This window comes from Streptomyces sp. NPDC007808, from assembly GCF_042868655.1.
In the GTDB taxonomy this organism is placed as follows: Bacteria; Actinomycetota; Actinomycetes; order Streptomycetales; family Streptomycetaceae; genus Streptomyces.
The window spans coordinates 285,338-298,984 of sequence record NZ_JBIAEQ010000010.1 but is presented as its reverse complement, the minus strand read 5'-3'; the positions used below and the strand labels follow the sequence as shown (position 1 = coordinate 298,984).

At 71.2% G+C, this 13,647-nt stretch carries 13 protein-coding genes; 7 read left to right on the top strand and 6 right to left on the bottom strand.

Features of this window, described 5'->3' with window-relative positions; all coding sequences use genetic code 11:
• Window positions 1–6: 6 nt before the first annotated feature.
• The 4 genes from ACFYNL_RS34485 to ACFYNL_RS34470 form a co-directional block, all read right to left on the bottom strand.
• Entirely contained in the window at window positions 7–600 is a 594-nt protein-coding gene (locus ACFYNL_RS34485) for a hypothetical protein (protein WP_388810675.1), read from the bottom strand.
• Entirely contained in the window at window positions 597–2,471 is a 1,875-nt protein-coding gene (locus tag ACFYNL_RS34480; RefSeq protein ID WP_388810674.1) for an alpha/beta fold hydrolase, read from the bottom strand. The genes ACFYNL_RS34485 and ACFYNL_RS34480 overlap by 4 nt, the downstream gene beginning before the upstream one ends.
• 268 nt (window positions 2,472–2,739) lie before the next feature.
• On the bottom strand, window positions 2,740–2,910 hold the full coding sequence (locus ACFYNL_RS34475; RefSeq protein ID WP_158751434.1) for a hypothetical protein: 171 nt from the start codon (window positions 2,908–2,910) through the stop codon (window positions 2,740–2,742).
• 115 nt (window positions 2,911–3,025) lie between these two features.
• Window positions 3,026–3,979, bottom strand: coding sequence for an acyl-ACP desaturase (locus tag ACFYNL_RS34470; RefSeq protein ID WP_388810670.1), 954 nt, complete (start codon window positions 3,977–3,979; stop codon window positions 3,026–3,028).
• Window positions 3,980–4,219: 240 nt separating this feature from the next.
• Here ACFYNL_RS34470 and ACFYNL_RS34465 point away from each other — a divergent pair, with 240 nt between their 5' ends.
• Window positions 4,220–4,873, top strand: a complete 654-nt coding sequence (locus tag ACFYNL_RS34465) for a flavoprotein (protein ID WP_388810667.1) — start codon at window positions 4,220–4,222, stop codon at window positions 4,871–4,873.
• Window positions 4,874–5,743: 870 nt separating this feature from the next.
• Here the strand turns inward: ACFYNL_RS34465 and ACFYNL_RS34460 are convergent.
• Both ACFYNL_RS34460 and ACFYNL_RS34455 read right to left on the bottom strand, forming a co-directional pair.
• Window positions 5,744–6,010 carry an acyl carrier protein gene (locus ACFYNL_RS34460; RefSeq protein WP_388810665.1) on the bottom strand — a complete coding sequence of 89 codons (267 nt, stop codon included), beginning with the start codon at window positions 6,008–6,010 and terminating at the stop codon, window positions 5,744–5,746.
• Window positions 6,011–6,067: 57 nt separating this feature from the next.
• Window positions 6,068–6,730, bottom strand: coding sequence for a LuxR C-terminal-related transcriptional regulator (locus ACFYNL_RS34455; RefSeq protein WP_388810662.1), 663 nt, complete (start codon window positions 6,728–6,730; stop codon window positions 6,068–6,070).
• A 265-nt stretch (window positions 6,731–6,995) separates the two neighbouring features.
• Between ACFYNL_RS34455 and lanKC the strand changes: the two genes are divergently transcribed.
• The 6 genes from lanKC (at window position 6,996) to ACFYNL_RS34425 (ending at window position 13,642) form a co-directional block, all read left to right on the top strand.
• The gene (lanKC, locus tag ACFYNL_RS34450) at window positions 6,996–9,647 is read left to right on the top strand and encodes a class III lanthionine synthetase LanKC (RefSeq protein WP_388810659.1); all 2,652 of its coding nucleotides are present in this window, start codon (window positions 6,996–6,998) and stop codon (window positions 9,645–9,647) included.
• Between the two features lie 79 nt (window positions 9,648–9,726).
• Complete coding sequence (locus ACFYNL_RS34445; protein WP_019757305.1) at window positions 9,727–9,819, top strand: class III lanthipeptide; 93 nt, start codon at window positions 9,727–9,729, stop codon at window positions 9,817–9,819.
• A 204-nt stretch (window positions 9,820–10,023) separates the two neighbouring features.
• Window positions 10,024–10,116, top strand: a complete 93-nt coding sequence (locus ACFYNL_RS34440) for a class III lanthipeptide (protein ID WP_388810657.1) — start codon at window positions 10,024–10,026, stop codon at window positions 10,114–10,116.
• A 148-nt stretch (window positions 10,117–10,264) separates the two neighbouring features.
• The gene (locus ACFYNL_RS34435) at window positions 10,265–11,758 is read left to right on the top strand and encodes a class I adenylate-forming enzyme family protein (protein ID WP_388810654.1); all 1,494 of its coding nucleotides are present in this window, start codon (window positions 10,265–10,267) and stop codon (window positions 11,756–11,758) included.
• Window positions 11,742–13,004: a beta-ketoacyl-ACP synthase II gene (gene fabF, locus ACFYNL_RS34430; RefSeq protein ID WP_388810651.1), complete on the top strand. Its 1,263-nt coding sequence runs from the start codon at window positions 11,742–11,744 to the stop codon at window positions 13,002–13,004. Before ACFYNL_RS34435 ends, fabF begins: the two co-directional genes overlap by 17 nt.
• A complete protein-coding gene (locus tag ACFYNL_RS34425; protein ID WP_388810648.1) occupies window positions 13,004–13,642 on the top strand; it encodes a GNAT family N-acetyltransferase in 639 nt (212 codons plus the stop codon). Before fabF ends, ACFYNL_RS34425 begins: the two co-directional genes overlap by 1 nt.
• Window positions 13,643–13,647 lie beyond the last annotated feature (5 nt).

The window sequence follows — 13,647 nt, the reverse complement described above, 5'->3', positions numbered from 1 at the left end:
TCCCTCTCAGGCGTGCGCGGCGGGGGCTTCGGGGCGCACGCGCGGGGGTGTGGGGCGGGGGTCCATGGGGGTGAACGGCGATACGAAGATCGTCTCCGGCTCCGTCTCGGCGAATCCGGCGGCGCGGGCCAGGCCGAACTGGAAGCCCTGGACGCTGTCCGGGGCGTTCTCGGCGCGGATCCGCTCCCGCAGGTGGGCGACGAGCACGGCGTAGCCGGTGGTCTCGGTCATCGCGTCGATGCCCGCGTTCATGGGCCCGAGCAGTTCGGAGCAGATGTCGAAGACGGCCTTCTCCGGCCGCCGCCCGGGGAACCAGAAGATCTGGTGCATCTTGCGGCCCTCGATCACGTCGACCGTGCGCCACTCGGACGTCGTACCGGAGGAGTCCTGGGTGCGGTAGAAGAAGTGGTAGTCGTACGTCGCCGGATTGGGCGCGAAGAAGCGCCAGTTGGGCAGGAGGGAGAACCGGTCCCTGGCCTCCAGGCGGTTGAAGGCCGAGTTGGGGTGCTGGATCGCCACGGTTCCGAGCAGCAGCGCGGTCCCGGCGATACGAGCCGCCGCACCAGGGCCGCGGAAAGCGTCGACGAGGATCCTTTTCATGCGGTCTGCTCCTTCCTCTCGGAGGTCTTCGCCGGTTCGGCCGTGCGCGTCACGAAGTCCAGGAGGAGACGGCCGACCTCCACGCCGTACCGGCCGTCGGTCAGCAGGGAGTCGTGGTCGGCCCCTTCCAGCACGACGGTTTCGACCGTGCGCCCGGCACCGCGGTGCGCGTCGGCGATCTCGTGATGCATGAGCAGATGCTCGGGATCCTTGTCGACGGTCCGCTGCGCCGAGACCACCAGGGCGTGGCTGGTCACGGCAGCCAGTTCGCCTGTGTGGGCCCGGAACTCGCTTTCCACGGCCTTCCATTCGCGGTGTCCGGCCACCCACATCCGGGCGTCCGCGTACTGGTCGAAGACCCGCTTGCGGAACATGGCGGGGAGGGCCTCCAGCCACCCGGGCCGGGCCAGCAGCACGCCCGCGCCGCACCGCAGGGACCACACCATGAGGGAGAGGGAGGCACCCAGCGGCTTCGCCGACGCGCTCTGCTGCTGCGAGCGGTTGAGCTCACCCGGGTGAGAGGAGTCCAGGTAGACCACCGCCCGCACCCGCTCGCCGAGCCGGGCGGCGGCGCGCCGCGCCAGTTCGCCGCCCAGGGAGTGGCCGACCAGCACCACGTCGCGGTCGGCCGGGACGGCGGCGCCGACCAGGTCGACCAGGTCGTCCACCGCTTCGGCGAGTCGGTAGGGGGCCTTGCTCCGGTACCGGCTGCCCGCGTACCCGGCGCGGGCGTAGGTCAGGAACCCGAACCTGCCGTCGTGACGGATGGTGTCCGTGATCCAGCCGAAGTGCTCGGAGGTCGAGAGCATGCCGGTGGCGAACACCAGGACCGGCCGGTCCGGCTCCCCGGGGTTCATCTCGTACTGGAGCTCGTTGCCGTGCCGGGTGGTCGCGCGAAGGGAACGCGGCCAGCCCTCGATCGCCCGCAGCCGCCGGTGCACGGCGACGGCTCCGGCCGCGGACACGGCCGAGGCGAACACCACGGCCGCGGTCTTCAGGACCCGGTCGTCGCGGCCGGCGACGGACGGATGGTCCTTCGGCGCCGACGTGTAGGCGATCGCCGGGTGCATCGCGACGAACGCGGTGACGAAGCGGCCGAGCCCCATGACGAAGCCGTTCGCCAGGTGGAAGCCGGCCGCCGCGCCGATCACCGGCTTCGCGAGTCGGCCACCGGCGAGGTAGGCGACCGGGAAGAGGCACTCCAGGGCGAGCACCCCGTGGGTGAGGTACTTCGCGGCTCGGGGGTGCTTCTGCGTGAGCGCGTACGTCGGGCCGTGCCCGTACGTACGGGTGCGCATGATGCCGCCCAGGGCGGTGCCGTCCCGCCAGGACGTGCCGAGCAGCTTGGCCCAGCCGGCGACGACGTAGGAGAGGTTCCCCTGCAGGGCGACGTACCACATCAGGGCGTCCTGCGTGGTCGGGGAGCGGGACAGCCGGGCGGCGCCCATGGCGGTCTGCACCAGCGTCGAGACCTGGTCCGAGCCGTCGGTGCCGTAGCGGTGCCGGGGGTACAGGGCCAGGGCCGTCGCGCCGAGGAAGAGACTGCCCGCGCCGCGGAGCCGGCTGTCGCCCGGCAGCAGCAGGCCGGCGCTCACCGCCACCCTGGCCATGTGCAGGGCGGTGGTGGTCCGTTCGCCGCTGACGAGGTCCAGCAGCTTGCGGGTGACGGGGGACGAGTCGGCGTGGGCCCGGCGGGCCACGGACCAGTCGTTGAATCCTCCCTTGCGGATCTGCCTGCGCTGGGAGAGGTACTCCAGGGAGGAGGTGAGGGCCGTCGCGGCGGCCAGCCGTTCCGAGGTGCCCAGTGCGCGGCCCCGGGACACGGGTATCGGCCCGAGGAACGCCGAGGCGATCTTTCTGGCAATGCTCACAGGGTGGCCTCCGGAACCACGAGCGGTGAAAAGGGGAAACGAGGGGCCGCACGCGTTGCCCCGCCCCGCCGGGCCGGACCAGTGGCCCGGCCCGGCGGGGTTCACCCGCGGTGGAGGCCGCGGGCGAGGTCAGCCGATCGCCTGGGACCCCCGGGGAGCGGTGCGCACACCGGCCCCGGCCGCCACGGCGACCCGCACGGTGACCGACGGCTCGGCGAGCGGCGGGTCCACGGGGCGGCCCATCGAGGTCGTTCGTCGAGCGACGGGCTCAGCGGCGTGCCGTGTAGACGAGGGCCGTGGCCACGGCGACACGGGCGGCCATGATGAGGGTGGGAGTGGCGAGCACCGGCTCCTGGCGGCTGAAGACCACGCCCTCCTCGTCGTCGATGGCCACGCTGCGGAGTTCGGCCTGCTTGTTCAGTTGGGTGGCTACGTCCACGGATATCTCCTCGGAGTCGGATGCGGATATGTGTGAGAACGGCGTGCAGTACGTCGCCGTGCGCACGGTGAACACGTGACATGGGGATCTCGCATTCACGTCTGAAAGTGCCGGCCTACCGGCCCTGCTTTTCCCGGTCCGCCATGCGGGCCAGCACGGTGGCCCGCTTTTCGTCGAAGCGGATCGCCTGCGCGTCCACCGCCTCCAGATGTCGGCCCAGTTCGTCCTGGAATCGCCGGCCCTCGGCACCGAGTCCATGGCGGTCGAGTACGTTCAGATGGCGCAGGACCGGCTGAAGCACCTCATCGTGGTGGATCCGGATGTTGTAGATGTCTCCCACGGCCATGCGCGCCGCGGCCCGGGTGAATCCCGGAATGCCGGCTCCCGGCATGGCGAAGGACGACACCACGTTGGTGATCGCTCGCATGGTCTCGTCCGGAGCGAGATCCAGCGCCGCCGCCAGGACGTTGCGGTAGAAGACCATGTGCAGGTTCTCGTCCATGGCGACCCGGGCGAGCATCCGCTCGCAGACCGGATCACCCGACACCCGGCCGGTGTTGCGGTGCGAGATCCTGGTGGCCAGCTCCTGGAAGGCGACGTAGGCGACGTTCTCCAGCACTCCGACGTCGTTGCTGGGCGGGGCGGTGGACATGTGCGCCATGCGGGCCCGCTCCAGGTCGACCGGGTCGAGGGCGCGTGAGGTGAGCAGGTAGTCGCGGATCACCACCGAGTGCCTGGCCTCCTCGGCCGTCCATCGGTGCACCCAGGTGCCCCAGGCGCCGTCCTCCCCGAAGAGCGTCGCGAACTGGTGGTGGTACGTCGGAAGGTTGTCCTCGGTCAGCAGGTTCACCTTGAGGGCGACGGCGGCCAGTTCACCGACCGGGGACTGCTCCGCAGACCATGGCTCGCCGCCGGGCAGGCTGTCGAAATCACGGCCGCGACTCCATGGAACGTACTCGTGCGGAAACCATTCCCGGGTCGCCGAAAGGTGCCGGTTGAGCTCCTTCTCGACGACCTCCTCAAGCTCCCATAAGATTCGGGAATCCCCTGCGGAATCAATGGAATTCATTGGTGACCGGTCTCATTCCTGACATGTGCTGAACGGATTCATCTGGCCCGGTGCACTCGAACACTAGGCCGGTCGGCGCGCAACGGGCAAGCCGTCCCCCGGTCTTCGGCGACGAATCATAGAAAGGTTGGCGACAGGTAGTTCCAAAGGTGACGCCGGAGTCATGCGTGCGAGGGATCCGGGGATTATCTGCCTTTCGATGGAATGGGGCGGAACAATCAGGGAGTCCCGAGGAGTGACATGGCCGCAGAACCGGAAAAGAGCCGCGCCGGCACCGTGAAGGCGGGTCCTCCCGTCATCGACCTGCCCCGCTCACGGCTCCTGCTCGTGGGCTGTGGAGCGTTCGGGGTCACGGCTCTGCCGAGCTGGGCGGTGCTGATGAGGATGTGGTACGGCTGGGACATCCGGGCCTGCCTCACGCATGCCGCGTCCCAACTGGTGTCCTCGCAGGCCCTGGCCGCCGCCACGCAGGCTCCGGTCGAGGGCCCCGACTGGGACACCGCCCGTGGCGTGACACCGCACCAGGAACTGGCGGAGTGGGCCGACCTCGTGATCGTAGCCCCGGCCACGACCAACTTCGTCGCCAAGTGCGCGCTCGGCATGCCGGACAGCCTCGCCCTGAGCACCGTACTGTCCACGCGGGCGCCCGTGGTGCTGGCGCCCAGCATCCCCGAAGGCGCCTTCGAGCGGCCGTCCGTGCAGCGCAACCTCAGCCGGCTGGCGGAGGACGGCTTCCATGTGGCCCCCATGCAGCCGGGCGTCTCCGTCCACAAGGCCAAGGTGGGGGTGGCCGCAGGTATGCCGGACATCAACACCACGCTGCGTTTCGCCGCCGCCGTTCTGCGGCCCGATGCTGCGGCGGCGCGCGGCGCGGATCCCTCCGTATTGGCCTAGGTGCGCTGTTGGGGCAGCCCTGTGCGATGACCGCGGTGTCCGGCGCGTGCTTTGGGGTGCCCCGCCGAAGGCCCTCGCACCGGACGTACGCGCTGTTTCGGCCGGTGCGGCCAGAGGGCGTGCCGGGCGCCGTGCGTGCTGAGCGGGAACTTCGAGACACCCCCTGGACCGGCCCACAGGCAGGGTGCGGGCCCGGTCGAGGGCGCCGGGCCCCCGAGCCGATGGTCGGTCGGTTCGGGGGCCGGGTTCGAAGTGCAGACGTGCCCGGGTTTCAAGTGCAGGCGTGCCCGGGTTCAAAGTCCGGGCGTGCCCGGGTTCGAAGTCAGGGCGTGCCCGGACCCGAAGTGCAGGCGTCCGTGCTCGGGTTCGAAGTCCAGGCGTCCGTGCCACGCCACGTGCCGGGCGAGGTGGCCGCCGCGGTGCGCTGCCTTGCCGTGGCGTGCCGTGGGCTGCGGTCCGGGGAGGTGCGAGGTTCCCCACGCCTCCCATGGGCCGGCCGGTCCCGTGGCGTCGGCGTCGTGCGGGCCGCCCCCCGTCGAGCGGGTGGGACGGCCGTGTCACGGAGGTCGGCCGGCGTTGCGCAGGCGAGGCGGTGCCGGTCGGTCGGCGCGGTCTGCGTCAAGGAGGTCGCGCCCGACGGCCGCGGTGGTGGCAGCTGTACGGACGCCTCGCCGGCGAACTCGTCGACAGCGGGCGTCAGTACCGCGCGGCGCACCTCGTGGCGTGACCGCCCGGCGGGCACTCGGATCCGCGGGCGCCTGCCGGGCGGACACCCGCGGAGACCGTGGCAACCCCGGCCGGGCGGACACCCGCGGACCGTGGCGACCCTGGCCGGGCAGACACCCGTGGACCGCGGCAACCCCGGCCGGGTCAGGCGGACTTGTGCCGCTGGACGAAGGCGACGAGTTCACCGACGGTGTGCAGCTGGGTGAACTCCTCGTCGGGGATGGCCACTCCGAAGCGGTCCTCGATGGACACGCCGAACTCCACCATCAGCAGGGAGTCGACGTCGAGGTCGTCACGGAAGCGGGCCTCGGGCGTGATGTCCCCGGCGGGGATCTCGGCTATCTCCACGAGAAGGTCGGCGACGGCACCGAACAGTTCCTGGTCGAGGGTCTCGGTGGACTGAGTGGTCATGTTTTCGTTCCCATCTTTTCGTGCGTCGGTTGGGGCGCTGAGGTTCCTGCGGGGTGGTCAGCTGGCCCGCTGTCTCACCCAGCTGTCACGAACGCTGAGTGCCGCCTCCACCCGGCTGCGCAGGCCGAGCTTTCCCAGGACGCGGCTGACATGGGTCTTGACCGTGTTCTCGGACACGGTCAGGAGGGCGGCGATCTCAAGATTGGAAAGGCCCTGGCTCACGTAGGCGAGTACCTGTTGCTCGCGTGGGGTCAGCACGCGGGCGAACCGGTCGTCCAGCGTGACCAGGTCCTCGGGTCCCACGTTGGCCGCGGCGTTCACCAGGGCCCTGATGACTGTGGGATCCATGAAGCCCAGTCCGTCGGCGATGAGCCGGATGACGTGGATCAACTGCTGGGCGTCGGTGTCCATCGGCAGGAAACCGACGGCACCGGCGCTCAGTGACTGGAGGATGGCGCCGTCCACCTGGTTCGGTGTCAGCACCAGGACATCGGTGGTACCGAGGTCGGCGATGTCTCTGATCACGTCCGGGCTGCCGAGTCCCAGCCGGCCGCCGTCGATGATGGCGATGTCCGGTCGAAGACGTCGAGTGAGGTGCACTGCCTGGCTGCCCGACGCGGCCTCGGCCACGACGCTTATTTCCTCGTCGCTGTGGAGGATCCGGACGATGCCGGCTCTGGCGAGTCCTTCTGTGTGCGCCACGAGTATGCGAATGGTCATGTACTGAACTAACCCCCGAGTCGAGGGCCCACCGTGAAGCCCCGTGTGGGGTGGAGGGGTCCGGTGCGCCCATCTCTGATCATCACAACATGATCTTTCGGTGAAGGGATCCTCCTTCCGGGTGACCCGGAATGTAAACCTAAGAACTAGCCGACTTCACTGGCCGGAATGACGCGCCCAGCCCCCGCGAAACTGCAGGCTATGTCTGCCTGGAAAACAGAGGCGCCGGAACGCGGTCCCCATCGCGCAGCCGGGGGAATGCGTCATGGACCTGTCAGGAGGCCAAGTGATCGAGCAGCGCCAGCTGTACGGCTGGGCGGACCTCGTCTTCTATGAGACGCCCGCTCAATGGGCTGCTGACCAGGACCGATTCGCTGCGGCTGACCGTGAGCCGCCGGCCGGTTGGGCCCGCACCGGGCAGGACGTCTGGGTGTCCCTCAAGCCGGAGGGTGTCGAGCTTCCCGCGCAGGGATGGAAAATTCACATCTCCGCGGTGGCGGCCGATGCCGAACGGATAGTGGAAACGACCTGGTCCTATTGCGTCGAGCGGGAAATACCCTTCAAATTCCTGCGCGACCGACACCTGTTTCGGATGTACAACTCGAAGTACATGCCGCGCCAGGCGAGCGGGAAACTCGTCACTATTTACCCTGCGGACGACGAACAGCTCCGGCGCACGCTGGAAGAGCTGGCGTCATTGCTCCAGGGCACCTCTGGACCTTACATCCTGAGCGACCTGCGCTGGGGAGAGGGCCCGCTTCATGTCCGGTACGGAGGGTTTCGCACGCGTTTCTGTACCGATGCCAAGGGCGATCGGGTCCTCGCCATCGAGGACGCCGACGGAACGCTGGTACCGGACGAACGCCGCCCCGGGCACTACGCCCCACCGTGGGTGGAGGTCCCCGACTTCCTCCGTCCCCACCTGGAGCGCCGCAGGTCCGGCAGCGGCAGCTTCCCCTACCGGGTGCTGCGCGCCCTGCACTTCTCCAACGGCGGCGGCGTCTACCTCGCCGAGCGGCTGTCGGACAACCGGCAGGTCGTGCTCAAGGAGGCGCGCCCCGGGGCCGGCCTGGACATGTCCGGACGGGACGCCGTCGAGCGGCTGGAGCGCGAGCGCTGGGCCCTCGAACGACTCGCCGGCATCCCCGGCATCCCGCGGCTCCACGACAGCTTCCAGGCCGACGGCCACCATTTCCTCGCCATGGAACACATGGCGGGCGACGTGCTGTGGCTGTGGCTGGCCACCTACCACCCCATGGTCCACTTCGGGACCGGGCGTGCGGAGGAGGCCGCGTACACGGCCAGGGCGGTGGACGTCGCGGACCGCCTCGAAGCGCTCCTCGCCGCCGCCCACGAGCGCGGCGTGGTCTTCGGGGACCTGCACCCGGGCAACGTCCTGATCACCCCCGACGGTGAGCTGTCCCTCATCGACTTCGAGGCGGCCTTCGAGGCGTCCGAGGAGTCCGCACGCCCCGCGCTCGGCGCCCAGGGCTTCCTGGCGCCCCCCGGCGTCACCGGAACCGCTGTGGACCGCTACGCCCTCGCCATGCTGCGGCTGTGGCTGTTCCTCCCGGTCAACCGCCTCTTCCCGCTGTCGCGGACCAAGCTGGCGGAGACCATCGACACCGTCGAGCGACGCTTCGCCGACCTGCCGGACGGCTTCATCGCCCGGCTGCGCGAGGACACCGCCGTACCCGCCCGACCCGGCACGGCCCCGGCAGCCTCACCACTGCCCGCCGCCCTGGTGCGACGCCGCAGCGAGCTGCTCGACGCACCGCTCGACGTGGATCTCGACGCCCCCGAGCCGGACTGGGACGCCGTCGGCAGGTCATTGACCGAGGCCATCCTGCTCAGCGCGACGCCGGAGCGGACGGACCGGCTGTTCCCGGGCGACGTCCAACAGTTCCTGCACGACGGGCTCAACCTCGCGCACGGCGCGGCCGGAGTGCTCTGGGCCCTGCACGCCACCGGAGCGGGACGGTTCCCCGAGCACGAGCGCTGGCTCCTGGACGCCCTCGCCCGGGGACCGGTACTGCGGCGCGGGTTCTACAGCGGCCGGTACGGCATCGCCTACGTCCTGGACCAGCTCGGGCATGCCGACGAGGCGGCCAAGCTGCTCGCCGACGCCGGCGACGCCCCGCCCACCGTCGACGCCGGACTGTACGGCGGCACGGCCGGAGAGGGCCTGACCCATCTGTACTTCGCCGACCGGTACGACGACGCCGGGCACCTGGAACAGGCCCGGCTCCGCGCCGGGCGGATCGAGCGCCTGCTGAACGAGCCCGGCCATCCCGCCGCTCCCACGGCGGCCCGAGCGGGACTGATGCACGGCTGGTCCGGCTGCGCACTGTTCCTGCAGCGCATGTACGAGGCCGACGGCGATCCCCGCCACCTCGACCTGGCGTTCCAGGCGCTGCACCGCGACCTGGAGGTGTGCGTCACCCGGTCCAACGGCAGCGTGCAGGTGGCCGACCGCGGGATCCGCACGCTGGCGTACCTGGAGGTGGGCAGCGGCGGCATCGCCCTGGTGGCGGACGAACTGCTCACCGCGCGGCCCGACCCCGGCATCGAGGAACTTCTCCCCGCCGTCCGGCGCGCCTGCCAGACCGAGTACGTGGCCGAGCCGCACCTGCTCAACGGCCGCAGCGGGCTGATGGCGACCGCCGCACGGCTGGCACACCGGGACCCCGGCACCGAGGCGCGGGACGCGGTGCGCCGCCACCTCAAGGCGCTCACCTGGCACAAGCTCGCCTACCGGGGGCGGCTCGCCTTTCCCGGCGACCAGACGTACCGCCTCTCGATGGACCTGGCGACCGGGAACGCGGGAGTGCTCCTCGGTGTCCGGGCCGCGGTGGACGGCACCGGCCCCTTCCTGCCCTTCTTCACTCCCCGCCCGGTGGTGGACGGGTCCGCGTGAGGGCCCCGTCCACCGACCGCCCACAGACCTGCCGCGCCGGCCGGCTCGGCACCCATCGGCATGCGAAAGGAGGTGTGACATGACCGAGTCCGTTCTCGACCTTCAGGAGCTGGAGACCTCCGAGGAGGAGACCGCCCTGATGGCGGCCAGCGCGTCCAGCTGGCACTGCTGAGTCGCCGCGGTGACCCACCGCGGCGGCACGGCCCCGGAGGGAGGCGCACGACCGTGACCGAGCCCGTTCTCGACCTTCAGGAGCCGGCGACCTCTGACGAGGAGACCGCCCTGACCACGGCCGACGCCACCAGCCGGGAGTGCTGAGGCAGGCCGGGCCGCCCGCCCGGCACGGACCACCGAGACCCGTGAGGAGGTGTGTGACATGACCGAGTCGATTCTCGACCTTCAGGAGCTGGAGACCTCCGAGGAGGAGACCGCCCTGATGGCGGCCAGCGCGTCCAGCTGGCACTGCTGAGCGACAGCTCACTAGCAGGACCGCGGGATGGCGTGAGCCGGCTGCACTTCGGCTCACGCCATCCCTACAGGGCGGGATACCCGCCCGCCCCTTCAGCATCCCCGTCATCCGGCCACGTACCACCCAGGAAGCAGGAAGCGACCGCCCCATGGCCACCACCAGGATCGTCGATCCCCTCGCGCCCCACGCAAGCGTCGACGCCGAGGCGTACGCCGCGGCCGTGGCGCGGGCTCTGCGCGACCGGGGTGTGCGGCGCGGCGACCGGGTCCTGGTCAAGGCCGGCAACTCCGCCCTGTACCCGGCACTGCTGTTCGCGCTGATCCACCTCGACACCTCGGTCGTCCTCCTCGACGGCCAGCAGACCCCGCAGGCCACGGAGCGATTCGCCGCCCTGGCCCGGGTCCGGCACGCCGTCCTCGACTGCACGGACCCGGCACCCGCGGGCGTCACCGCCGTGTCGACGGCGCAGCTGGCGGCCGACGCCGCGGCGCGCCTGCCCTCCGCCCCCGTGACAGCGCTGTCGGACAGCGACTGGCGGACGCGCGAGGACGCCCTCGTCCTGTGGTCCTCCGGATCCACGGGCGAGCCCAAGGGCATCGTCAAGTCCGGCCGGGCCGTCCTGGAGAACCTGGAACGCACCCGGCGCCTGATGGGCTACGGGCCGCAGGACGCCTTCCTGCCGCTGCTGCCCTTCTCGCACCAGTACGGGCTGTCCCTGCTCCTGCTCGCCCGCATGGCCGGCGCCGACCTGCTGATCACCCCCTACACCCGTCTCGACCGGGCGCTCCGGCTCGGCGCCGAGCACGGGGCCACCGTCGTCGACGCCACCCCGGCCACCTACCTCAGCATGCTCAACCTCGACGACCGCCGGCCCGGTCTCCTCGCCGCGCTGGACCGGGTCCGGCTCTGGTGCACCGGCGGCGCTCCGATGGACGGCGGCCTCGGGAGGCGTTTCGCGGCCACCGTCGGCGCGCCCCTGCTCGACGGCTACGGCAGCACGGAGGCCGGCAACGTGGCCTTCGCGACGCCCGGTAACCCGGTCGGCTGCGGGCGCGTGCTGGACGGCGTCCAGGTGCTCGTCACCGGCGAGGACGGCACCCCGCTGCCGCCCGGCGAGATCGGGGAGATCAGGCTGCGCACCCCGGACCTGATGGCCGGCTACCTGACCACGGCGGGAACCCTCGACCCGCCCGCGGCCGGGCCGTACCGGACCGGCGACCTCGGCCGGCTGGACGCGGACGGCAACCTCTTCGTCCTGGGCCGCGCGTCCGCCGTCCACCGGCTCGGCCACACCCTGTACCCCGAGGTACTGGAGCACCGCGCCGCCGCCTGCGGACGGCCCGTGAAGATCATCCCGCTGGAGGACGCACGGCGCGGGCACGAGCTGGTCTTCGTCGTCGCGGATCCCGCGGGCGGGGACGCCCGGCACTGGCGGGAACGCATCTGCGCCCTTCTGGCCCCCTTCGAGCAGCCCAACCACCTCCTGGTGGTGGACAGCTTCCCCGTCACCCACCGCGGCAAGGTCGACGTGCCCGCCCTGACCGCCCGCGTCGTCGGAACCCTGGAACAGCGGATCCGGGTGCCGGCGGCCCGTCCGGACCGGAACGAACGAAATGGAAGGTCCCATGTCACGCAACGCTGAGGGTGTGCCGCGCCGGCGCGTCGTCATCACCGGCGCGGGAGCGGTCACGGCGACCGGCTCCACCGTCGACGAGTACTGGTCGGCGCTGGTCGACGGGCGCAGCGGCGTCGGGCCGATCACCGCATTCGACGCCTCGGACCTGCCCACGCGCATCGCCGCCGAAGTGACGGGCTTCGACCCCACCCGGTACATGACCGGGATCGCCGCCCGGCGCATGGACCGCTTCGCCTGGTTCGCCGTCGCCGCCACCGCGGAGGCCATGGAACAGTCCAAGCTCACCGCGGAACACGGCCTCGGCCCCCGGATCGGCGCCCTCGTCGGCTCCGGGTACGGGGCGAACATCGCCGGCATCGACGCGGTCGACCGCCTGCGCGAGCGAGGCCCCCGCGGTGTGCCCACCGGCTACGCCATCGGAGGCTCCCCGGACAACCCGTCCGCCGAGATCGCCATGCGGTACGGCGTCGAGGGCCCGACCGGTGCCATCATCACCGCCTGCGCCACCGGCACCACCTGTGTCGGCGAGGCCGTGGACATGATCCGCTCGGGCCGGGTCGACGCCGTCATCGCCGGCGGCACCGACGACCCGATCACCCGCCTCGACGTCGCGGCCATGTCCAACGTGCGCGCCCTGTCGCGGCGCAACGACGAACCCACCCGCGCCAGCCGCCCCTTCGACCGGGGCCGGGACGGGTTCGTCTTCGGGGCCGGCGCGGGGATCGTCGTCGTGGAGGAGGCCGAACACGCCGTCCGACGCGGCGCGCCGATCCTCGGCGAGATCATCGGCTACGGCGCCACCACCGACGCCTACCACGCCACCGCCCCGCACCCCGAGGGCCTCGGCGCCCAGCGCGCCCTGCGGATGGCGCTGGACGACGCGGGGATCGGGCCCGCGGACGTCGACTACATCAACGCCCACGGCACCGGCACCGCGCTCAACGACGCCACCGAAATATCCGCCGTACGGGGCGTGTTCGGCGACCACGCCCCGCGCATCCCGATCAGCTCGCAGAAGTCGATGATCGGTCACCTCATCGGCGGGGCCGGCGCGGTGGAGCTCATCGCGACGCTGCGCACCCTGGCCACCGGGATCGTGCCGCCCACCCTCAACTGCGACGACCCCGAGGACCCGGAACTCAACTTCGTGCCCAACGAGGCGCAGCGGCACGACGTACGCACGGCGCTGACCAACTCGTTCGGGTTCGGGGGCCACAACGCCGTACTCGCCGTGCGCCGCTGGGAGCCGTGATGCGCGGCGACCTCGTCTCGCTGGAGGCGTGCACCGGCGACGACTTCCAGCTCATCGCGGACTGGTCCGCGAGCACGGTGAGCACCTACTCCTCGGGGTCACCGCAGTTCCTCTCCGCCGACCAGCTGCGCCAGGCCGTCCAACAGGGCGGCATGCACTACCTGATGATCGCCACCCTCGACGGCACCCGGGTCGGCGCGGTCAACTGGGGCCCCCTCGCCTACGAGGGCAGCTACACCATCGGCTCCGCGATCGGCGCCAGCGGGCTGTGGACGCAGGGCCACGGCGTCGAGGCCAACGTCCTGCTGCTCAACTACCTGTTCCACGCGAAGAACGCGCACCGCGTCCAGCTCACCCTGGGACTGCACAACCGGCAGATGGTGCAGATCATCGCGCACGGCGGCTTCACCCTCGAAGGGGTGCTCAGGGACTACTTCTTCCTCGACGGCCGGTACTGGGACGCCGTCGTCTGCTCCCTGCTGCGCGACGAGTTCTACGCCCTGGCCCGCACCTCCGAACTCGGCCTGGCCGCCGACGTGGTGCCGGCCGACGAGAAGGACGAGGCCCGGCGGCTCTTCCTGGAGCACCTCGACCGTACCGAAGCCCGATACCTGCGCGACGTCTTCGAACGCCGCTGAGCCGC

What these genes read in the sequence shown, in the direction of transcription:
- ACFYNL_RS34485 (WP_388810675.1), bottom strand. Translation starts at nt 600, where the DNA reads ATGAAAAGGATCCTCGTCGACGCTTTCCGCGGCCCTGGTGCGGCGGCT.
- ACFYNL_RS34470 (WP_388810670.1), bottom strand. Translation starts at nt 3,979, where the DNA reads ATGAATTCCATTGATTCCGCAGGGGATTCCCGAATCTTATGGGAGCTT.
- ACFYNL_RS34465 (WP_388810667.1), top strand. Translation starts at nt 4,220, where the DNA reads ATGGCCGCAGAACCGGAAAAGAGCCGCGCCGGCACCGTGAAGGCGGGT.
- ACFYNL_RS34460 (WP_388810665.1), bottom strand. Translation starts at nt 6,010, where the DNA reads ATGACCACTCAGTCCACCGAGACCCTCGACCAGGAACTGTTCGGTGCC.
- ACFYNL_RS34455 (WP_388810662.1), bottom strand. Translation starts at nt 6,730, where the DNA reads ATGACCATTCGCATACTCGTGGCGCACACAGAAGGACTCGCCAGAGCC.
- lanKC (WP_388810659.1), top strand. Translation starts at nt 6,996, where the DNA reads ATGGACCTGTCAGGAGGCCAAGTGATCGAGCAGCGCCAGCTGTACGGC.
- ACFYNL_RS34445 (WP_019757305.1), top strand. Translation starts at nt 9,727, where the DNA reads ATGACCGAGTCCGTTCTCGACCTTCAGGAGCTGGAGACCTCCGAGGAG.
- ACFYNL_RS34440 (WP_388810657.1), top strand. Translation starts at nt 10,024, where the DNA reads ATGACCGAGTCGATTCTCGACCTTCAGGAGCTGGAGACCTCCGAGGAG.
- ACFYNL_RS34435 (WP_388810654.1), top strand. Translation starts at nt 10,265, where the DNA reads ATGGCCACCACCAGGATCGTCGATCCCCTCGCGCCCCACGCAAGCGTC.
- fabF (WP_388810651.1), top strand. Translation starts at nt 11,742, where the DNA reads ATGTCACGCAACGCTGAGGGTGTGCCGCGCCGGCGCGTCGTCATCACC.
- ACFYNL_RS34425 (WP_388810648.1), top strand. Translation starts at nt 13,004, where the DNA reads ATGCGCGGCGACCTCGTCTCGCTGGAGGCGTGCACCGGCGACGACTTC.